Below are 20650 nucleotides of genomic sequence, written 5' to 3'. Positions count from 1 at the left end.
TCCGCTGAAAAATCAACAAAAAGTTGAATGTCACGCCCCTGGCTAGCGCGTCAGCGCATCGAGGATGCGCGCCCAGGAACGCTGCCCCTTGTGGAAGGAGGTCAGCTCGTATTTCTCGTTCGGCGAATGGATGCGGTCGTCGTCGAGACCGAAGCCGACTAGCAGCGATTCCATGCCGAGATAGGTCTGGAAATCGCCGACCACCGGGATGGAGCCGCCGCCACCGGTGGTGACGGCCTGCTTTTCCCACTCGTCGGACAGCGCGTCCTTGGCCTTGGCCAGGAACGGCGAGTCGTAGGAAAGCTGGATCGCCGGCGAGCCGCCATGCGGATGGAACTCGACCGAGCAGTCGCCGGGAATGCGTTCGCGCACGAAGGCCTGGAAGGCGGCGCGGACCTTCTTCGGGTCCTGCTTGTGGACGAGCCGGAACGACACTTTCGCCGACGCCTCCGCCGCGATCACCGTCTTGAAGCCCTTACCGGTATAGCCGCCGATGATGCCGTTGAACTCCGCCGTCGGCCGCGCCCAGGTGAGTTCGAGCACCGAGCGGCCCTTCTCGCCGGCCGGAATGGAAAGACCGACCGGTCCGAGGAAGGTCTGCGCGGTCTCGCCAAGCCCCTCCCAGGATTTCAGCACCTGGCTAGGCGTCTCCTCGACGCCGTCATAGAAGCCCGGAATGGTGACGTGGCCGTTTTGATCGTGGATGTCGGCGAGGACCTTGGCCAGGATGCGGATCGGGTTGGCGGCCGGGCCGCCATAGAGGCCCGAATGCAGATCGCGGTTGGCCGCCTTGACGGTGACCTCCTCGCCGACCATGCCGCGCAGCGACACACAGATCGACGGCGTCTCGCGGTTCCACATGCTGGTGTCGCAGACCAGCGCGAAATCCGCCTTCAGCTCGGCGGCGTTCGCCTCCAGGAACGGCTTCAGCGACGGCGAGCCGGATTCCTCCTCGCCCTCGAACAGGATGGTGACGCGGCAGGGCAAATTGCCATGCACCTGCTTCCAGGCCCGGCAGGCCTCGACGAAAGTCATCAGCTGTCCCTTGTCGTCGGCCGAGCCGCGGCCGGTGATCACCTTGCGGCCGGGTTCGATCTCCTTGATCGACGGCGCGAACGGGTCGGTTTCCCACAGCTCGATCGGATCGACCGGCTGCACGTCGTAGTGGCCGTAGAACAGCACATGCGGCGCGCCCGCAGGTCCCTCGTGATGCGCCACCACCATCGGATGTCCGGGCGTGTCGCGCACGCTCGCGTCGAAGCCTATCAGCTTGAGCTCGGCGACCAGCCATTCGGCGCCTTTGCGGCAGTCGGCGGCAAAGGCCGGATCGGTGGAGATCGACTTGATGCCGAGCAGGCCGAACAGCCGCTCCAGGCTCTGGTCGAGATTCTGGTCGAGACGGTCGAGGACGGGGGAGATTCTGGACATCATGGAGCCTTTCGATTTTTGGGCCGACCCTAATGGTCAGGACCGGAAACGAAAAGCCGCGATCGTTGGACCAAGCTCGGAAAGCCTTGCCAGAAGGCAAAAAAGAACCGCCGTGGTGGAGGGGGAACCACGGCGGTCTTTACTCGAAACGTTGCGGCAGCCCGGAGAGGGGGGATAGGCTGCCGCAGTTGCCCGGGATAGGCGGGGGACGGGCCTTACTCCGGACTTCGGCGAAAACTGCCGATGACGTGTATTTGGGTCCTTGAACATGGCGATTCAAGGGCATGAAAATTACACTTTTGTAACATGCCCGTGAGCGGCGGATTCCGTGCATGTCGCCCAAAAGTGTGAAGCGGTTTTGGGAAAGCGACATGCACGAAGAAAAATGACCCAAAGCGCGTCGCCTGATTCCGTTTCCGCGCGGCGCGCTTTGCCGGACAGGATCTGTCAGGGGTGTTGCCCGAACCGGTGGGTTCCTCCGCCTTTGGCATGGACCGCGAGGCCCGGCCGCGCTATCCCTGCCGACATGAAAAAAGGCGATCACCTCTTCCTCGTCGACGGCTCCGGCTACATTTTCCGCGCCTATCACGCGCTGCCGCCGCTCAACCGCAAATCCGACGGCCTGCCGACCAATGCCGTGCTCGGCTTCTGCAACATGGTCTGGAAGCTGATGCAGGACGCCCGCAACACCAATGTAGGCGTGGTGCCGACGCATTTCGCCGTCATCTTCGACTATTCGTCCAAAACCTTTCGCAGCGATCTCTATCCCGAATACAAGGCGAACCGCTCGGCGCCGCCGGAGGACCTGATCCCGCAATTCGGCCTGATCCGCCAGGCGACCGTCGCCTTCAACCTGCCCTGCATCGAGATGGAAGGCTTCGAGGCCGACGACATCATCGCCACCTATTCCCGGCTTGCGCGTGAAGCCGGCGCCGACGCCACCATCATCTCCTCCGACAAGGATTTGATGCAGCTGGTCGGACCGACGGTTGGCATGTACGACCCGATGAAGGACCGCCAGATCGGCATTCCCGAGGTGATCGAGAAATGGGGCGTGCCGCCGGAAAAGATGATCGACCTGCAGGCGCTGACCGGCGACTCCGTCGACAACGTGCCGGGCGTGCCCGGCATCGGGCCGAAGACCGCGGCGCAGCTTCTTGAGCAGTTCGGCGACCTTGACGGGCTGCTCGCGCGCGCCGGCGAGATCAAGCAGGACAAGCGTCGCGAAACCATCATCGCCAATGCCGACAAGGCGCGCATTTCGCGCGAATTGGTGACGCTGAAGAACGACGTGCCGATGAAGGAAGGGCTGGACGACCTTGTCCTGCACGAGCCGGACGGTCCGAAGCTGATCGGCTTTCTGAAGACGATGGAATTCACCACGCTGACGCGGCGTGTCGCCGAGGCGACCGCGACCGAGATCGGCGACGTCCAGGCTTCCGCCGTCACCGTCGAGCGCGCCGATACCGCGCATGGCCCCGATGTCGGCGCCGGCGCGCCGCCGCGACAGCCGGCACCTGAATCGAACGGCGCCGCGAAACCTGCCGTGAGGGGCGAGGACGCGCCGCCGCAGGGCGACACCCCGTCCCTGCTCTCGGCGCTGCGGCTGGAACAGGCGACGGCGCGCAAGATCGATCTCTCCGCCTATAGCGCCATTCGTGATGCGGCCGAGCTGAAAGCCTGGATTGCCGAAGCCCGCGAAGCCGGCGCCCTCGCTCTCGACGCCGAGACCACCTCGTCGGACCCGATGCAGGCCGATCTCGTCGGCCTTTCGATCGCGATCGCGCCAGGCCGCGCAGCCTATGTGCCGCTCGCCCATACGAGCGGCAATGGCGACCTGCTCGGCGGCGGCCTGCTGGAAAACCAGATCCCGGTCCGCGAGGCGCTGGCCCTGCTCAAGCCGCTGCTCGAGGACCGGTCGGTTCTCAAGATCGTGCAGGACATGAAATACGACATCGTCGTGATGGGCCGGCACGGCATCGAGGTAGGGCCGTTCGACGACACGATGCTGATCTCCTACGTGCTCGACGCAGGCACCTCCGGCGGCCACGACCTCGCTTCGCTGTCGGAAAAGTGGCTCGGCCACGCGCCGGCGGTCAAAAAGGAACTCTCAGGCTCGGGCAAGAACGCCATCGGCTTCGACCAGGTCGATATCGAGCGCGCGACGAAATACGCTGCCGAACAGGCCGACATTGCGCTGCAGCTCTGGCAGGTGCTGAAGCCCAGGCTCGCCGCCAAGGGCCTGGTTTCCGTCTACGAGCGGCTGGAGCGGCCGCTGGTGCCGGTGCTCGCGCGAATGGAGCAGCGCGGCATCTCGGTCGACCGCCAGATCCTGTCGCGGCTTTCGGGCGAACTGGCGCAAGGCGCGGCCCGCGCCGAGGAAGAGATTTACGGGATCGTCGGCGAGCGCATCAACATCGGCTCGCCGAAACAGCTTGGCGACATATTGTTCGGCAAGATGGGCCTGCCCGGCGGTTCGAAAACCAAGACCGGCCAGTGGTCGACCTCGGCGCAGCTTCTGGAGGACCTCGCCGCCGAGGGCCACGAGCTGCCGCGCAAGATCGTCGACTGGCGCCAGCTGACCAAGCTGAAATCGACTTACACCGACGCGCTGCCCGGCTTCATCAACCCCGGCACCAATCGCGTGCATACATCATACGCGCTCGCCGCGACCACGACCGGGCGGCTGTCGTCCTCCGACCCCAATCTGCAGAACATCCCGGTGCGCACCGCCGAAGGCCGCAAGATCAGGACCGCCTTCATCGCCGAGAAAGGCCACAAGCTGGTCTCCGCCGACTACAGCCAGATCGAATTGCGCGTGCTGGCCCATGTCGCCGAGATCCCGCAGCTGAAACAGGCCTTCGCCGACGGCGCCGACATCCATGCGATCACCGCCTCGGAAATGTTCAACGTGCCGGTGGAGGGCATGCCTTCGGAAGTGCGCCGCCGCGCCAAGGCGATCAATTTCGGCATCATCTACGGCATCTCGGCCTTCGGCCTCGCCAACCAGCTGTCGATCCCGCGCGACGAGGCGAGCGCCTACATCAAGCGCTATTTCGAACGCTTCCCGGGCATCCGCGACTATATCGAGGAAACCAAGGCCTACGCGCGGGAAAACGGCTTCGTCGAAACGATCTTCGGCCGCCGCATCCATTATCCGGAGATAAGGTCGTCCAACCCGTCGATCCGTGCCTTCAACGAACGCGCCTCGATCAATGCCAGGCTGCAGGGCACCGCCGCCGACATCATCCGCCGCGCCATGGTGCATATGGAGGAGGCGCTGGACAAGGCGAAGCTCTCGGCCCGCATGCTCTTACAGGTGCATGACGAATTGATCTTCGAGACGGTGGATGCCGAGGTCGAGGCGACTATTCCCGTCGTGCGCCGTGTGATGGAGAACGCGCCGATGCCGGCGGTTTCGATGTCCGTGCCGCTGCATGTCGATGCTCGGGCGGCCAACAACTGGGACGAGGCGCACTGAGCGCCACGGGCGAGAGGCGCCGCGATCCGTCGCCCCCCTCTCTGTCCTGCCGGACATCTCCCCCTCAAGGGGGGAGATTGGCGGTTCCGGCGCCGGCACACATCTTGCAACGTTGAAAGTTGGCGAAAGCCGTGACTACGGCTAATCTCCCCCCTTGAGGGGGAGATGTCCGGCAGGACAGAGAGGGGGGCTTCGCGCCGGCATCAATAGGCTAAGTGGTATAGAGCTAAGCAGCTTCCGCCCGGCACTTCGCGCACACCCCGCGAAACTCAATCACCGCCTTCTTGGCCGCGAATCCGGTCGAGCGCACCCACTCGTCCAGGCGATGGTCGACATCGTGATCGGACATCTCGGTGACCTGGCCGCAATTGTCGCAGATGGCGAAGGCAGTCATCGAATGGCTGTGGTCGTGCGGCTCGGCGCAGGCGACGAAGGAGTTGAGGCTTTCGAGCCTGTGCACGAAGCCGGACTTCACCAGCGTGTCGAGCGCCCGGTAGACCTGCAGCGGCGCGCGAAAACCGCGCTCGCGCAGCTGGTCGAGCAGCGTATAGGCGCTGAGCGGCCCGCTCGACGCCTCGAGCTTCTCGAGCACGCAGAGCTGGTTCTTGGTCAGCGTATCCCTTGCCGTCATCTTGCGGGTCCACTCATGGCGCCGTCCGCAAACGCGGACGATCTCATTCACTTGAGATAGCGACGAACGAGACTTTTTGCCACTGTTTCCGCACCGCTCGCTGCTGGGCCACGAGCGGTAACCGGTGCTTCGCGGCGACCAATCGCTATTTGCGCGGCGGTCCCTTTCGTTCGGCGGAAGCGGCCCACAGGTTGATATCGGACTCGCGCGCGTAAGTGTCGATCTCGGCCAGTTCGGCATCGCTGAACTCGAGCGCCTTCAGCGCGCCGACGCAGTCCTCGACCTGTTCCGGCCAGCTGGCGCCGATCAGCGCCGTCGTCACCCTGCCCTTGCGCAGCACCCAGGCCAGCGCCATCTGCGCCAGCGTCTGGCCGCGGCGCCCGGCAATGGCGTTGAGCGCCTTGATGTTGGCGATCGACTTGTCGTTGATGAAGGCGGGCCTGAGCGACTTGCCTTGGGCAGCGCGGCTGCCCTCTGGAATGCCGCCGAGATATTTGTCGGTCAGCATGCCTTGCGCCAGCGGCGAGAACACGATCGAGCCGATGCCCAGCCCCTCCAGCGTATCGAGCAGCCCGTCCTCCTCGACCCAGCGGTTGAGCATCGAATAGCTCGGCTGATGGATGAGGCAGGGCGTGCCGAGCCGCTTCAATATGTCGGCGGCCTCGCGCGTGCGCTGCGAATTGTAGGACGAGATGCCGGCGTAGAGCGCCTTGCCGGAACGCACCGCATGGTCGAGCGCGCCCATCGTCTCCTCCAGCGGCGTTTCCGGGTCGAAGCGGTGCGAGTAGAAGACATCGACATAGTCGAGCCCCATGCGCTTCAGGCTCTGGTCGAGGCTCGCCAGCACATATTTGCGGCTGCCCCATTCGCCATAGGGACCCGCCCACATCTCGTAACCCGCCTTGGTCGAGATGATCATCTCGTCGCGATAGGCGGCGAAATCGGTGCGCAGGATCTCGCCGAAGGCGGTCTCGGCCGAGCCGGGCGGCGGACCGTAATTGTTGGCAAGGTCGAAATGCGTGATGCCGAGGTCGAAAGCCCGGCGTACGATCGCCTGCTTGGTCCTGTGCGGCGTGTCGTTGCCGAAATTGTGCCACAGCCCGAGCGAGATCGCCGGCAGCTTCAGGCCGGAGCGGCCGCAACGGTTGTAGATCATCTTTTCGTAGCGGTTCTCGGCGGCGACATAGGGCATGGGGAATCCTCCGGATCGAAGCGGCGCCACGACCGCCGCTAGGGCATGATGCCGAAAAGTGTGGAGCGGTTTTCGGGCGACATCATGCTCTGCTCTAATGTGAATTGAATCGATGCTTGCCCCTCTTCCTTACCCTCTCCCCGGCAAAACGGGGAGAGGGCGATGGAAAAATTATCGATAATCGCCGCGGGCTACTTCTTCTTGGCCAGCAGCGCCTTCGCATCCTTGACGCCAAGCGCGGCCGGCCGTTCACAGGTTGTCTGCATGGCGACATATTTGCCGCTTTCGCCGGAACGCAGGATGCCGGTCATGACATCGACGGCGTGCAGCGCCAGTTCCATCGAGCAGCGATGCGGCCGCCCCTCGGCGATCGCGACCGCCATGTCGGCAAGGCCGGCGGTGCGGTAGTTGGCCATCATGCCTTGGCCATGCATCTCGTTCGGCACGCCGAAAGGGTGATTCCACTTGGGCAGCTTCTTCACCGGCTTGGCGGCGTCGGTGAAGCGCACCTCGCCGCCGAAGAAATTCGGGTCCGGCACGAAGACCGTGCCCGCTTCGCCATAGAGCTCCATCGGCGCGTGGCCATGGCTCCACACGTCCCAGGAGGTGTTGAGCGTGATCACCGCGCCATTCGCGAATTCGAGCAGCGCATGGATCGTGGTCGGCGTGTTCACCGGGATCTTCTCGCCCGCGCGCGGTTGGGAGCTGATGGTGCGCTCCTTGGCCGGGGTGGTGGCGAAGGCCGCAACCTGCTTCACCGGCCCGATCAGCTGGATCAGGTTGGTGACGTAATAGGGACCGATGTCCAGCACCGGACCGGCGCCCGGCTGGAAGAAGAAGTCCGGATTGGGGTGCCAGTGCTCCATGCCGTGGCCCATCACATGGCAGGTGCCGCTGGTGATCTTGCCGAGCTTGCCGCTGTCGATCAGATCGCGCACCAGCTGGTGCGCGCCGCCGAGGAACGTATCCGGCGCCGAGCCGATGCGCAGGCCCTTCTTCTCGGCTCGCTTCTTGAGATCGAGCCCTTCCTCGATCGACAGCACGAACGGCTTTTCCGAATAGACATGCTTGCCGGCGTCGAGCACCGCTTTTGAGATTTCGTAATGCACGGCCGGGATCGTCAGATTGACGATGATGTCGATCTCGTCGTCCTTGAGCAGGTCGTTGACCGTCTCGGCGCGGAGCTTGAACTCCTTCGCCCGCGCCTTGGCGGCCTCCATGTTGATATCCGCGCAGGCCCGCATCTTGATGCCGCGGAACAGCGGCGCCAGCGAGAAATACGCCTTCGAGATGTTGCCGCAGCCGATGACGCCAACGCCAAGTTTGTCTGCCATTTCGATTACTCCTGCCAGCTCTTGGCTGCCGCGATCGAGCGCAGGGCATAACGCTCGATGTCGTTGGGGTTGTCCTGTTCCATGATGAAATACTGCGCCGCGCTCCTGGCGCGCAATGTCTTGAACAGGCCCGCCCAGTCGATTGTGCCGTGGCCGACATCGGACCAGCCATCCTCGTCCAGCCCCTCGCCGGGCTTGGCCATATCCTTGACGTGGACGGCGACGATGCGCTTGCCGTGCTTTTCGATCCAGGGCAGCGGATCGGCGCCGCCGCGCACCACCCAGGCGACGTCCATTTCCCAACCGATATCGGGCGCGGCGGACAGGATGTGGTCCTGCGGCAGCGAGCCGTCGGCAAGCACCTTGAACTCGAAATCGTGATTGTGCCAGGCAAAGCCGTAGCCGGCCTTTTTTGCCACCTCGCCGACCTTGGCGAGACGCTCGCCGAAGCCGCGCCAGCCGGCTGCGTCGCCCGGGCGCTGATCGGGCATCAGATAAGGGCAGATCAAGAGCGTGATCCCGAGCGCGTCGGCGATCTTGCGCACGCCGTCGAAATCATTTTCCAGCGCGTCGATCGAGAAATGCCCGGTGGGCATCGCCAACCCGTTCTTGTCGAGCTCGGCGCGGAACGCTTTCGGGTCGTCATAGACGCCACCGAAGCCCTCCACTTGCTTGTAGCCGAGCTCGCCGAGCATTTTCACCACGCCGTTCCATGGCTGGAAGTTTCGGGCGCTGTAGAGTTGGAATGACCAGTTCATCTGTCCTGTCCGTTCTGCTTGGGGGATGTTTTTCGGAGTTAAAGGCGATTATCGGTTTGAGCGTCGAACAGCGAGGCGCGCGCCGGGTCGAAGCCGATGCGGATCGCATCGCCGTTGCGCAGCGTCTTATCCGCTTCGACGCGGAAGGAGATGATCTGGCCGCCGAGCTTGGTCCATACCAGCGTGTCGGAGCCCATCGGATCGACGATCTCGACCGTCGATTCGGCGGTGAACGGCATGGCCCCGGCGGCATCGCCGAAGGCGATGTGCTCAGGCCGGATGCCGAAGATGCAAGGCTTGGCGGCCCGGCCACCGTCGCCCTCGAACTGATAGCGGCCGAGCGGCACCGACACGCCGTCCGCCTTGAAGACGGGGACGGCGCCCGCCTCCAGCTCGCCCTTGAGGAAATTCATCGCCGGCGAACCGAGGAAGCCGGCGACGAAGCGGTTGACTGGCCGGTTGTAGATCGTTTGCGGCGCATCGAGCTGCTGGATGACTCCACCTCTCATGACGGCGATGCGGTCGGCAAGCGTCATAGCCTCGATCTGGTCGTGGGTGACGTAGATCATCGTGTTTTGCAAGCGGCGGTGCAAAAGCTTGATCTCGACGCGCAGTTCCGAACGCAGCTTGGCGTCGAGATTGGACAGCGGCTCGTCGAAAAGGAAGACATCGACGTCGCGCACCAGCGCCCGGCCGATCGCCACGCGCTGGCGCTGGCCGCCCGAAAGCGCTGACGGTTTGCGCTGCAGCAGCGGCTCGATCTGCAGGATTTCCGACGCGCGCGCGATGCGCTTGGTGATCTCATCCTTCGGCACGCCGGCGACGCGCAGCCCGAAGGAAAGGTTCCTCTCCACCGTCATCTGCGGATAAAGCGCGTAGGACTGGAACACCATGCCGATGCCGCGGTCCTTCGGCTCCTTCCAGGTGACGTTCTTGCCCTTGATGAAGATGCGCCCGTCCGAAATGTCGAGCAGGCCGGCGATGCAGTTAAGCAAGGTCGACTTGCCGCAGCCGGATGGTCCGAGCAGCACGATGAACTCGCCCTCGGCGACATCCAGATTGAGCGTCTGCAGCACCGACACGGCGCCGAAATTGAGCGACAGGTCCTGGATCGAAACGCTGGGATTGGCGATTTCAGCTTCCATCATCATCCTTTCACCGCGCCGGCGGCGATGCCGCGCACGAAGAGCTTGCCGGAAATGAAGTAGACGATGAGCGGAACCAGGCCGGTCAGGATCGTCGCGGCCATGTTGACGTTGTATTCCTTCACGCCTTGCACCGAGTTGACGATGTTGTTGAGCTGCACCGTCATCGGATAGGTGTCGGGGCGCGTGTAGACGACGCCGAACAGGAAGTCGTTCCAGATGCCGGTCACCTGCAGGATGATGGCGACGACGAAGATCGGCAGCGACATCGGCAGCATGATGCGCAGATAGATGCCCCAGAAGCCGGCGCCGTCGACGCGCGCGGCGCGGAACAATTCCTCCGGCATAGAGGTGAAATAGTTGCGGAAGAGCAGCGTCAGGATCGGCATGCCGAAGATCGAATGCACGATCACCAGGCCGGTCAGCGAGCCGTAGATGCCGATTTCGCGCAGGATGATGACGATCGGATAGATCATCACTTGGTAGGGGATGAAGGCGCCGACGATCAGGATGACGAAGAAGGTGTCGGCACCCTTGAAGCGCCAGTTGGCCAGCGCGTAGCCGTTCACCGAGGCGATCGCGATCGACAGGATCACCGACGGCACGGTAATGCGCACCGAATTCCAGAAACCGCGCGAGAGCCCGTCGCAATTAAGGCCGGTGCAGGCGGTCGCCCAGGCTTTCACCCAGGGCTCGAAGGTGATTTCCATCGGCGGCGAGAAGATGTTGCCGAGGCGGATTTCCGGCATGCCCTTCAGCGACGTCACGATCATCACGTAGAGCGGCAAAAGGTAATAGAGCGCCACGACGATCAGCGTGCCGTAGAGGAAGATATTGCGGCGCGACAACGCGTGCCGCGGTTTCGGTCCGCTCGGGCCGGCGGCGTCGCGCCGCGGCGCCTGCGCGCCGGTGGACAGGGAGGCGACGTCAACCACGCTTGCGGCCTCCGAATTCGAGATAGGCCCACGGCACGATGACGATCACCACCGACAACAGCATCATGGTCGAGGCGGCGAAGCCCTGGCCGAGGTTCTGGGCGAAGAACATGTAGTCGTAGACATATTTCGCCGGCACCTCGGAGGCGATGCCGGGGCCGCCGCTGGTCTGCGCCACGACCAGGTCATAGACCTTGACGATGCCGGCGGCGATGATCACCAACGTGGTGATGAACACCGGCCGCATCATCGGGATGACGATGAACAGATAGGTCTTCCACATCGGTATGCCGTCCACCCGGGCGGCCTTCCAGATGTCCTCGTCGATGCCGCGCAGGCCGGCGAGCATCAGGCACATGATCAACCCCGTGCCTTGCCAGAGCGCCGCGATCGAAATGCCGTAGATGACGATGCTGGAATTATAGAGCGGATCGAAGCTGAAGCTCGTCCAGCCGAGATCGCGCACGACACGCTGCACGCCGAAATCCGGATTGAGCAGCCATTGCCAGACCAGCCCGGTGACGATGAAGGACAGCGCGAAGGGATAGAGGAAGATGGTGCGGAACGTATCCTCGAAGCGGATCTTCTGGTCGAGAAGTGCCGCAAGCACGAAGCCGATGACCAGCGAGAACACCAGCGAGATCGCGCCATAGATCAAAAGGTTCTCGATCGAGACCAGCCAGCGCGATGTCGACCAGAGCCGGTGATACTGGTCGAGCCCGACGAAGCTGAGCCTCGGCAGCAGCTTCGAATTGGTGAAGGAGTAGAGCACCGTCCACGCCGTGCCGCCGACGAACACCACAAGCGCCGTCAGGATCATCGGGATCGATGCAATTTTCGCGTTGAGGTTACGCAAAATCTGGCTTGGGCGTTCGCTGTTGCTCATCTCGGCAGCCGGGCTGGGACAATGAGGACATCGTGCTCCCGACCCCCGATAGGCAGGGGCCGGGAACCGGCGGGGGCGCCGTGGATCAATCCGCCGAAGCGATGATGTCGGCGAAGCGCTTCTGCGCCTCTTCGAGCGTCATGTCGGGCTTGGCGAAGAATTCGGAGAACAGGTCCTCCTTCTGCTTCTGGCTGTCCTGCGACAGCAGCTGGTCCGTCCACGGGATGACGGCGCCCTTGGCGAGGATGGCGAGACCTTTCTTCATGCAGTCGTTCGCGGTGTTGAGGTCGACGTCGCCGCGTACCGGCAGCGAGCCCTTCTTGAGGTTGAAGGCGACCTGGGTCTTCGGATCGAGCAGCGTTTCGGCCAGGACCTCCTGCGCCTTGGACTTCGCTTCGTCCTTGAGCAGCGGGAAATAGAAGGCATCGCCACCCGTGGCGATCACCTCGTTCAGGCCGAGGCCGGGCAGGCAGGTATAGTCCTTGCCGGCGGTCTTGCCGGCGACCTGGAATTCGCCCTGCGCCCAGTCGCCCATGATCTGGCCGCCGGCCTTGCCGGTGATGACCAGGTTGGTCGCCTGGTTCCAGTCCTGCACATTGGTGTTCTTGGCCATCTTGCGGGCGTCGTCCGCCGCCTTGAACACCTTGGCGATCTCGGGGCCGCCGGCGAATTTGGCGTCCTTTTCCTTATAGACCTTGAGGAAGGCGTCGGTGCCGCCGACAGCGGCGAGCAGCACGTCGAAGGCGCCCGAGGCCTGCCAGGGCTGCCCGCCGACCGCCAGCGGGATGATGCCGGCCTTCTCCAGCGCCGGAGCGGCGGCCACGAATTCATTCCAGTCCTTCGGCATCGGCACGCCGGCCTTCTGAAAAGCCTCGCTGGAGAGCCACAGCCACTGCCAGGAATGGATGTTGACCGGCACGCAATAGATCTTGCCGTCGATGGTGCAGCTGTCGAGCAGGCTCTTCGGCCGCACGACCTCCGTCCACTTGCCCTTGGTGGCGATGTCGGTGAGGTCGCGCATCAGCCCGGCCTGGACGAGTTCCTCCGCCTGGCGGCCGTGGTTGAACTGGGTGGCACCCATCGGATCGCCGCCGGTGATGCGGCTGATCATGATCGGCCGCGCCGTGCCGCCGGAGCCGGCGATGGCGCCGTCGACCCAGTGATTGCCCGTCGCGTCGAATGCCTTGGCAAGTTCGGCCACCGCCGCCGCCTCGCCGCCGGAAGTCCACCAATGAGTGACTTCCAGGTCGGTCGCGGTCGCCGGACCGGCGACGTTGAGTGCGACCGTCGCGGCAAATGCAGCGGTCAGGAATTTGTATCGCATTTCGGCTTCCTCCCAGAATCTGAAACGTTACAGATTTTCGATACGGCAAATGATCCGCCTAGGCAACCCCTGGCCTCAAAGTCGATCGAAGTTTTTTCGAGGCACGAACAAAATCTTCCTTTAGAGACTGCTAATTCGACGATCAAGCAGTTGATTGATGCCACAATTGCGCCGAAGCCGATATTTCTCCGTGATTCCAGCGGCTTTCGCCCGATCTCCATGCTGAAGCCAAGGGTTGCGAATTTCCCGGGCAATCACGAATATTGGCAATCTGTAACGTTTCAGTATATTGGGCTGACCGCAGGCTGAAGGTCGCGCAAAAGTCGACACCGCACGATTGCCGGCCAGCCCCGCGGCTGCTATGCGCCTGACGGGCGGGACGAATGGATAGACGGGTAACGAAGAAGGACGACGACACGTCGGGCAAGGAGCGGCCGACGCTGAAGACGCTTGCCTTCATGACCGGGCTCGGCGTCACGACCGTGTCGCGGGCGCTCAAGGACGCGCCCGAGATCGGCGCCGAGACCAGGCGCCGCGTCCAACTCGTCGCCAAGCAGATCGGTTATCGTCCCAACCGCGCCGGCGTACGTTTGAGAACCGGCAAGACCAACGTCATCTCGCTCGTGCTCGACACCGAGCGCGAGATCATGAGCTTCGTCTCGGACATCATCTACGGCGTCACCGAGGTGATCGCCGACACGCCCTACCACCTGATCGTCACGCCCTATTCGCGCTCGCAGGATCCGCTGGACCCGGTGCGCTATCTGGTCGAGACGGGCTCGGCCGACGGCGTCATCATCTCGCGCACGCAGCCGAACGACCCGCGGGCGCGCTACATGCTGGAGCGCGGCATTCCCTTCGCCACGCATGGCCGCACCGATATGGGGCTGGTGCATCCCTATCACGACTTCGACAACTACGCCTTTGCCGGCGAAGCCGTACGCGCGCTCGCCGCCAAGGGCCGCAACCGGCTTGCCCTGGTGACGCCGCCGGTCGGCCTCACCTATTACGGCCATACGGTGAACGGCTTTGCCGACGCGCTGAGCGAGGTCGGCGCCTCGGAGGTGCCGTTCAACACCGTCTCCATCGACCACACGATCGAGCAGATCAGGATGCGCACCGCGCAATTGATGCGCCGCGACGATCGTCCGGACGGCATCGTCAGCAGCGCCGCCGCCGCGACGCTCGCCATCGTCGCCGGCATCGAGGATGCCGGGCTGAAGCTGGGCCGCGACGTCGACGTGGTGTCGAAACAGTCGTCGGAGCTGCTGCATCTGTTCAGGCGGGAACTGCTGGTCGTCAACGAGAACTTCCGGCTGGCCGGCTCCGAGCTCGCCCGCGCCGTGCTCGGCTGGATCGGCGGCGCAGAGCCGGGCACGCTGCAATCGCTCAGCAAGCCGAGCGAGGTTTTGCCCTATCGGGGCTAGAGCAATTCCAGGAAAAGTGCGTAGCGGTTTTCCGTCCGGAATTGCGCAAAAACAAAGGCTTAGAGTGGTTCGGCGATTCCGTGAAACGCTCAGCCACTCTAGTGCCCCGCGCCACTCCCCCACGGTCCGTGGAACGCGCCCTGCTCGCCGATGCGCTCGAAACCATGCGCGCCGAAGAAATCGCGCTGCGCCTGGATCAGGTTCGAGGTGCCGCGACCCTGGCGGTAGCTGTCGAAATAGGCGAGCGCCGACGACAGCGCCGGCACCGGCGAGCCGGCTTCGGAAGCGCGCGCCACGATGCGCCTGAGCGAGGAATGCGCTTCCTGCATCATGGCGATGAAGGCCGGCGCCATCAGAAGGTTGGTCGAAGCGCTGCCCGAACCGAAGGCCTCGGCCATCGTGTCCAGCATCTGCGAGCGGATGATGCAGCCGGCGCGCCAGATCTTGGCGATGGTCGGCATCGGCAGGTTCCAGTTGAATTCCTTCGACGCGCCGCTCATGACCGCGAACCCTTGCGCGTAAGCCGCGATCTTGCCGGCGAACAATGCCAATTCCAGATCCTTGAGCAACGCGGCCTTGTCGCCGGAGATCTTTTCGACTCCGATATTACCATAGGCCTTTTCCGCCGCCTGGCGCTCGTCCTTGATCGAGGACAATACGCGCGCCGCGACCGCAGCCTCGATGGCAGTTGCCGGAATGCCGAGCTGCTGCGCCTCGATGACCGACCATTTGCCGGTGCCCTTCTGGCCGGCGCGGTCGAGGATGATGTCGACCACCGGCTTGCCGGTCTTGGGATCATCGGCGGCCAGCACCTTGGCGGTGATCTCGATCAGATAGGAGTTGAGTCTTCCCTGGTTCCATTGCTCGAAGACCTTGCCGATTTCCTTGGGCGCCATGCCGAGGCCATCGCGCAGGATGCCGTAGATCTCGGCGATCATCTGCATGTCGGCATATTCGATGCCGTTGTGGATGGTCTTGACGAAATGGCCGGCGCCGTCGGTGCCGAGCCAGGCGGCGCAGGGCTCGTCCTTGAACTTGGCGGAGATCGCCGTCAGCACGCTCTCGACGCGCTTCCAGGACTCTTCGGTGCCGCCGACCATGATCGACGGCCCGTGGCGCGCGCCTTCCTCGCCGCCCGACACGCCCATGCCGATGAAGGTGAGGCCCGAGCCGGACAGCTCCGAGAAGCGCCGCATCGTATCGCGGAAATTGGCATTGCCGGCATCGATGACGATATCGTTGGCCGACAGAACGCCGCGCAGCGCCGCGATCTGCTCATCGACCGGCTTGCCGGCCAGCACCATGATGATGATCGGCCGCGGCGGCCGGATCGCCGCTGCGAGTTCCTCGAGGCTGTAGCAGGGAACGACCATGTCCTTCAGCGAACCGGCGCTCTCGACAAAGGCGTCGGTGCGTGCCGGCGTGCGGTTGAAGACGGCGATGCGGTGCCCGTGCTCGGCGATGTTGAGCGCCAGGTTGGAACCCATCGTGCCAAGGCCGATCAGGCCGATTTCGGCTTTTTCCATCGTTTCCTCCCTGTTTTCGGATGCTTGTTATGGTCGCGTTTCGGGCGATGCCCACTGTTTCGCAAGATGAATGACGGGCCTTGGCGGCGCCGTCAACCGCCTCGCCGTATTCTGCATGGACTGGTCCTCAATCGGACCGGATATCAATGGGCGCTTCGATCTTCATCATCTCAAAGTCCGAAACGAGAATATCGAGCCGTGCGTTCCAACGGCCGGGAATTGGGATGACGAGATTGTCGACGCGCCATGTGCCGTCGCCGGGTTTCCTCGCCGGCCGCCTGATCGGCTCGATGCCGGAATCCGGTTTCGACAGCACCAGCGTCACTTCCTTGGCGTCGAGGGGTCCGAAATCGCCGGTCATGATCACCACCGAGGCCGCGACCTGGCCGGCATGTCCAGGCGTGATGCTGAGATCGGCCATCGCCTGCAGCGTGTGGATGTGAATCGACACCGGCTGCGCGGCGGCGATCGCCAGCGCGCGTGGCGGCGGGGTGAAGCGCCAGCCGGCGGCGACGCCGAAGATGGCGAGCGCGATCAGCATTTCGATGCCGATCGAGCGCACCAGCCGCCGCTGCACTTCAGTGTCGCCCGCTTCGGCCGGCGCCGTCAGCGTCCAGCGGTTGACGGCGGCCAACGTGAACAGGAACAGCAGCAGAGCGAGCTTCAAGAGCAGCAGACGGCCATAGGCAGTGTGGACCAGCGCCGCCGGAGCCTGCACCTGGATGACTGCCAGCACGATGCCGCTGGCGGCGAGCACGACGACGACGGGCAGGATCGCGCGCGAAAACCGGCGGAGGAACGCGCGCGCCTCGGCCGGCCGCCGCCGCAATGCAAGGCCGAGCGGCGCCAGCGCGCCCGCCCAGAAGGCGATCGCCGTGCCGTGCAGGAACACAAGCGGCCGCGTCAGCCATTGCGGTTCGGCGGAACTGGCGTGACCGCTCGCGGCAAGGGCGCCGCCGACGCCGAGCAGCGCCACGCTCGCGGCCAGCTTACGAAGGCCTGGCGGCCCGGCAAGCGACAGCAAAGCAAGACCAAGCGCAATCAGGCCGATCAGCACGGTCCAGATGAAGCTCGTCTCCAGCGCGGTCTTCCAGACCGCCGGCGCCGCAAAGCGGGCGAGCGGCGCGCCAAGCCCGTCCAGCCCTTGCAGGCCGAGCGACACGGGCGCCGCGACGAGGCCGAAAAGCAGTGCCGCGGCGACAAAGCGTTGGCCGCAGCGCCGGTCCTTGGCCAGCCAGGCGAGCGCGAACGCGCCGCCGACGCCGAGGAAGAGGCCGGCATAGAGCAACAGCCTGGCTGCCCAGATCGCCGTGCGCAGCGTCCAATCGACGGGTTCGCCCGCTACCGGCGCGGCACTTGGCGCGCCGATGGAAAACAGCGTCGAACCGCCGACCGGATGGCCATCCTCTGAAACCACCCGCCAGCTCAGCACATGCGTGCCGGATTTGAGCCTCTCGGGATTGTCGATCGCCAGCGTTTGGCCGTCCAGGCGATAGGAGGTCAGAGGCAGTTGCGTACCGTCCGGACGCACCAGGGTGAGCACCAGCGGCGAGACCGGCTCGCTGAAAGTCAGCGAGAACTGCAAGGGACCCTGCGCCAGCACAGCGCCATCAGCCGGATCGGTCGCAACCAGCGCGGCATGCGCGAAGGCACGGCCGGGCACGGCCAAGACCGCAATCGCCATGACCGCCGCGACCAGCCAAACAAGCGGGCCGGTATGCAGGTGGATCGTCGTGGAGGATTGTGCTGCGTTCATGCCGTCGTAACAGGAATGGTTGGCGCGCCCCGATGGAGCGCGCCAACAGGAGATCATTTCTTGGGCAGCAATTTGATGCTGGGCGCCGGCGTTTCCAAGGCGTCTTCATTCTGGCCGGCCGCCGGGATCTCGATCCAGCGATCGGTGGCGTCGCCGCATTCCTGCACCACGGGGAAGTAGAGCGTCTGGCCGGCCGGCAGATCGGCCGCCAGCGAGGCGCGGAACACGAACTCGTCATAGAATTCGTCGGGCAGATTGCCGCCGCTCCAGTCGACTTCCTTGACACCGGTGGTCAGCGTCTCGCCATAGAGCTGGTAGGATTTCTCATACTTGCCCTTCTTGGTCTGCAGCGTCCAACCGGGCTTGGGCATCGGCTTCACCGCGATCACGCCTTCCGGAATCTGCACGCGCACGGCAGTGGTCGCCTTGCCCTCGCAGCCATGCGGCACGCGCAGCACCGCCTTATAGGTCGAGCCGACAGGCGCTTCCTGCGTTTCGAGCGTGATGTGGGCAAATGCAGCGTTCGTTCCGAGCACGCAAAGCGCGCCCGCCGCCAAAAGATACTTCTTCATGGAAATGTCCCTCGGGTTCCGGATTGGCGGATTACTCGGCGTGATCCATGTCCATATCGCCACTGCCCGTCTCGCCCATGCCTTCGACGAGGAACTCGACTTTGACGCTGCCGGCCTTCTCGAAGGTCAGCGTCGCGGGGAATTTCTCGCCCTGCTTCGGCTGCCGCTTCAGCCCGGTGAACATCAGATGGTAGGCGCCGGGCTTCAGCGCGACCTTGCCGCCGGCCGGGATCTCCAGCCCGCCCTCGACCGGCCGCATGGTCATGACGCCATCCTTGACGCCCATCGCATGCAGTTCGGCCTTTTCGGAGATGTCAGAGGTAATCGACAGCAGCCGGTCCGGTGCGCTGCCTTTGTTGACCACGGTGAAATAGCCGCCGGCCACCTTGGCGCCGGGCGGCGTCGCTCGCGACCACGGATGCTCGATCTCGAGATCGCCGACCTTGAATTCATGCGCCAGCGCGGCAGGAATGCAGGCGAAGAGGAGAAGGAGCGCAAGCACGGCAATGCCGACGCGTTGCTGGAGGTGGAACGTCGGCGCGCCGTGGGAGGCGAAGGTCTGCACCTTGGGAAGAAGATTGGACATGGTTGCTCCATGAATATGAGGGTCGCGCCGCTTCGCGGCCGCGAACAGTCTGGTCTTTGGATGGATGCGCCCGCGAAAAGGTTCCGCGGATCAAACCATTGCCGGCGGCGCGCGCGGATTGGCGGGAGAGCGGTCGCGGGCGAAATCCTGGTGCCGGAAGGCCGGAAGCTGGAAAGCGACGGTCTCGAAAACCGGCGTTGCGGCCAGCGCGCCCGCTTCCGGCGGCGGCAGATGCGCCGCCGAGACCATGCTGCAGCCGAGCGAGCAGCAGGCCGGCATATGCTGCCGATGCGGATCGCCGCCGGGGAGTTTGACGGCCCCTTCATGGGTGCAGATGACATTGCCGAAGGCATCGAGCTGCGAAGGCGCGCCGAAGGCGAAAGCGCCGAGCGAAGACTGGAGCAACAGGAGCAGCGCCGCGACGAACGCGGCCGGCATGCTCCATCGTCTCAGCCGGATATCCAACGAAAAAGCCTCTCCCAGAAACGCACCGACCGTAACACGGGGGGATGCGGTCGGAAAATCGGCAAAACCGGGCTGCGGCAACGCGGCGCGATTTGCCTGCTGGATGACCATGCGCGCTTGTCAGGCCGGCTGCGCCTGGCGTCCTTCCGGAATCGAGCTCAGCAGCGTCTGCCGCGCCGACTTCAGGTGTTTGCGGCAGGCGGCGTCGACCTTGGCGGGATCGCGCGATTTCAACGCCGCGATATAGGCGAGGTGCTCCTGCACCGCGACCTCGTTGCGCTGGCGCTCCTCGGCCTTGTTCCACTGATAGTGGTAGTGGAAGATCATCGCGATCACATCGTAGAAGTCGACGATGAAGCGGTTGTGCGAGGCGCGGTGGATCAGCCGGTGGAACCGTTCGTCGAGCTCCGAGAATTCGTTGAAGCGCGTCGCGATCTCGCTGGCTAGCTGGCGGTGTTGGACCTCAAGCATGTCGAGGTCCACCCAGACTGCGCTATCTTCCGGCAGCGCCACGAAAGCCACGGCCGAGCGCAGCTCGAACATCTCGCGGATCTCGGTCAGCTCCAGCGCGAAGGCGCGCGTGAAACCCTTCAGCACCCAATGGCTGTTGCGCCGCTTCTCGATCAGTCCGAAGCGCGAGAAGCGGATCAGGAATTCGCGCACGCTAGTGGTGCCGACGCCGATCTCGCGCGCCAGTTCCAGCTCGTTGATCTGCATGCCGGCCTCGGCGCCCTCGGCAAGCAGCCGGCGCATGAAGGAGCGCTCGATGATCTCGGCCAGCGAGTCGGTTTCCTCCTCGGGGAAGAAGTCTTCCGGGCGGGGCGCCCGCAGCACCGTCTTGTTGCGCTTGTTCCAGTCGATCAGCCCGGTCTCTTCCATGCGTGAAAGAATGCTGCGCACGGTAGTGCGGCTGACGCCGAGCAGCGTGCCGAGCTCAGGCTCGGACGGCAGGCTCTTGGTTTCGTCCAACAGCCTGAGGCAGCGGTTGAAGGCGTCCTTATAGACATTGTTGCTCTTCGACATTCCCTGCCCCGTTGCCTCGCCGGCGCTTGCGACGGCCGGCTTGAGGCGCAATTATGTTGCGTTCCTAGCGCAAGCATCCGAAAACACGAAAGGTTTTCGCTGGCTCGCCAAAGACGCGCCCGTGCTCCTTCATGACGCACGGAGCCCGCGACGAAAAAACAATTGACGCAAAAATGTTTTT

At 64.1% G+C, this 20650-nt stretch carries 17 protein-coding genes; 2 read left to right on the top strand and 15 right to left on the bottom strand.

The window, feature by feature from the left end:
• Positions 1–42: 42 nt before the first annotated feature.
• Positions 43–1428 (bottom strand): M20/M25/M40 family metallo-hydrolase, encoded by a 1386-nt coding sequence (locus KVT37_RS26250; protein WP_217577983.1) that lies wholly within the window; start codon positions 1426–1428, stop codon positions 43–45.
• Positions 1429–1954: 526 nt separating this feature from the next.
• On the opposite strand from KVT37_RS26250, the gene polA reads away from it, so the two are divergent.
• The gene (gene polA, locus KVT37_RS26245) at positions 1955–4909 is read left to right on the top strand and encodes a DNA polymerase I (protein WP_217577921.1); all 2955 of its coding nucleotides are present in this window, start codon (positions 1955–1957) and stop codon (positions 4907–4909) included.
• Between the two features lie 226 nt (positions 4910–5135).
• Here polA and KVT37_RS26240 read toward each other — a convergent pair whose 3' ends face one another.
• The 8 genes from KVT37_RS26240 to KVT37_RS26205 all read right to left on the bottom strand — a co-directional run bounded on the left by KVT37_RS26240 (position 5136) and on the right by KVT37_RS26205 (position 13114).
• Positions 5136–5540 carry a Fur family transcriptional regulator gene (locus KVT37_RS26240; protein WP_027165401.1) on the bottom strand — a complete coding sequence of 135 codons (405 nt, stop codon included), beginning with the start codon at positions 5538–5540 and terminating at the stop codon, positions 5136–5138.
• 145 nt (positions 5541–5685) lie between these two features.
• Positions 5686–6732 (bottom strand): L-glyceraldehyde 3-phosphate reductase, encoded by a 1047-nt coding sequence (gene mgrA, locus KVT37_RS26235; protein ID WP_217577920.1) that lies wholly within the window; start codon positions 6730–6732, stop codon positions 5686–5688.
• Between the two features lie 191 nt (positions 6733–6923).
• Complete coding sequence (locus tag KVT37_RS26230; protein WP_217577919.1) at positions 6924–8066, bottom strand: Gfo/Idh/MocA family protein; 1143 nt, start codon at positions 8064–8066, stop codon at positions 6924–6926.
• A 5-nt stretch (positions 8067–8071) separates the two neighbouring features.
• On the bottom strand, positions 8072–8824 hold the full coding sequence (locus KVT37_RS26225) for a sugar phosphate isomerase/epimerase (RefSeq protein ID WP_217577918.1): 753 nt from the start codon (positions 8822–8824) through the stop codon (positions 8072–8074).
• Between the two features lie 38 nt (positions 8825–8862).
• Positions 8863–9972, bottom strand: a complete 1110-nt coding sequence (locus KVT37_RS26220) for an ABC transporter ATP-binding protein (RefSeq protein ID WP_217577982.1) — start codon at positions 9970–9972, stop codon at positions 8863–8865.
• A complete protein-coding gene (locus tag KVT37_RS26215; protein WP_217577917.1) occupies positions 9972–10904 on the bottom strand; it encodes a carbohydrate ABC transporter permease in 933 nt (310 codons plus the stop codon). The genes KVT37_RS26220 and KVT37_RS26215 overlap by 1 nt, the downstream gene beginning before the upstream one ends.
• On the bottom strand, positions 10897–11790 hold the full coding sequence (locus tag KVT37_RS26210; RefSeq protein ID WP_217577916.1) for a carbohydrate ABC transporter permease: 894 nt from the start codon (positions 11788–11790) through the stop codon (positions 10897–10899). The genes KVT37_RS26215 and KVT37_RS26210 overlap by 8 nt, the downstream gene beginning before the upstream one ends.
• 85 nt (positions 11791–11875) lie before the next feature.
• Entirely contained in the window at positions 11876–13114 is a 1239-nt protein-coding gene (locus KVT37_RS26205) for an ABC transporter substrate-binding protein (RefSeq protein ID WP_217577915.1), read from the bottom strand.
• Positions 13115–13497: 383 nt separating this feature from the next.
• Between KVT37_RS26205 and KVT37_RS26200 the strand changes: the two genes are divergently transcribed.
• The gene (locus KVT37_RS26200; RefSeq protein WP_217577914.1) at positions 13498–14541 is read left to right on the top strand and encodes a LacI family transcriptional regulator; all 1044 of its coding nucleotides are present in this window, start codon (positions 13498–13500) and stop codon (positions 14539–14541) included.
• Positions 14542–14639: 98 nt separating this feature from the next.
• On the opposite strand, the gene gndA is transcribed toward KVT37_RS26200, so the two are convergent.
• The 6 genes from gndA to KVT37_RS26170 form a co-directional block, all read right to left on the bottom strand.
• Positions 14640–16067, bottom strand: coding sequence for an NADP-dependent phosphogluconate dehydrogenase (gene gndA / locus KVT37_RS26195; RefSeq protein WP_217577913.1), 1428 nt, complete (start codon positions 16065–16067; stop codon positions 14640–14642).
• 127 nt (positions 16068–16194) lie between these two features.
• Complete coding sequence (locus tag KVT37_RS26190; protein WP_254634268.1) at positions 16195–17823, bottom strand: copper resistance CopC/CopD family protein; 1629 nt, start codon at positions 17821–17823, stop codon at positions 16195–16197.
• A 53-nt stretch (positions 17824–17876) separates the two neighbouring features.
• Entirely contained in the window at positions 17877–18395 is a 519-nt protein-coding gene (locus tag KVT37_RS26185; RefSeq protein ID WP_217577911.1) for a YcnI family protein, read from the bottom strand.
• A 31-nt stretch (positions 18396–18426) separates the two neighbouring features.
• Positions 18427–18981 (bottom strand): copper chaperone PCu(A)C, encoded by a 555-nt coding sequence (locus tag KVT37_RS26180; RefSeq protein ID WP_217577910.1) that lies wholly within the window; start codon positions 18979–18981, stop codon positions 18427–18429.
• Positions 18982–19071: 90 nt separating this feature from the next.
• Complete coding sequence (locus KVT37_RS26175) at positions 19072–19419, bottom strand: DUF2946 family protein (RefSeq protein ID WP_217577909.1); 348 nt, start codon at positions 19417–19419, stop codon at positions 19072–19074.
• Between the two features lie 147 nt (positions 19420–19566).
• Entirely contained in the window at positions 19567–20469 is a 903-nt protein-coding gene (locus KVT37_RS26170; RefSeq protein WP_217577908.1) for a GntR family transcriptional regulator, read from the bottom strand.
• Positions 20470–20650 lie beyond the last annotated feature (181 nt).

The sequence above is a fragment of the Mesorhizobium sp. GbtcB19 genome, from assembly GCF_019091085.1.
Lineage (GTDB): Bacteria > Pseudomonadota > Alphaproteobacteria > Rhizobiales > Rhizobiaceae > Mesorhizobium.
Note: the sequence above shows the minus strand (reverse complement) of the source record. Positions and strands in the feature narration are given on the sequence as shown.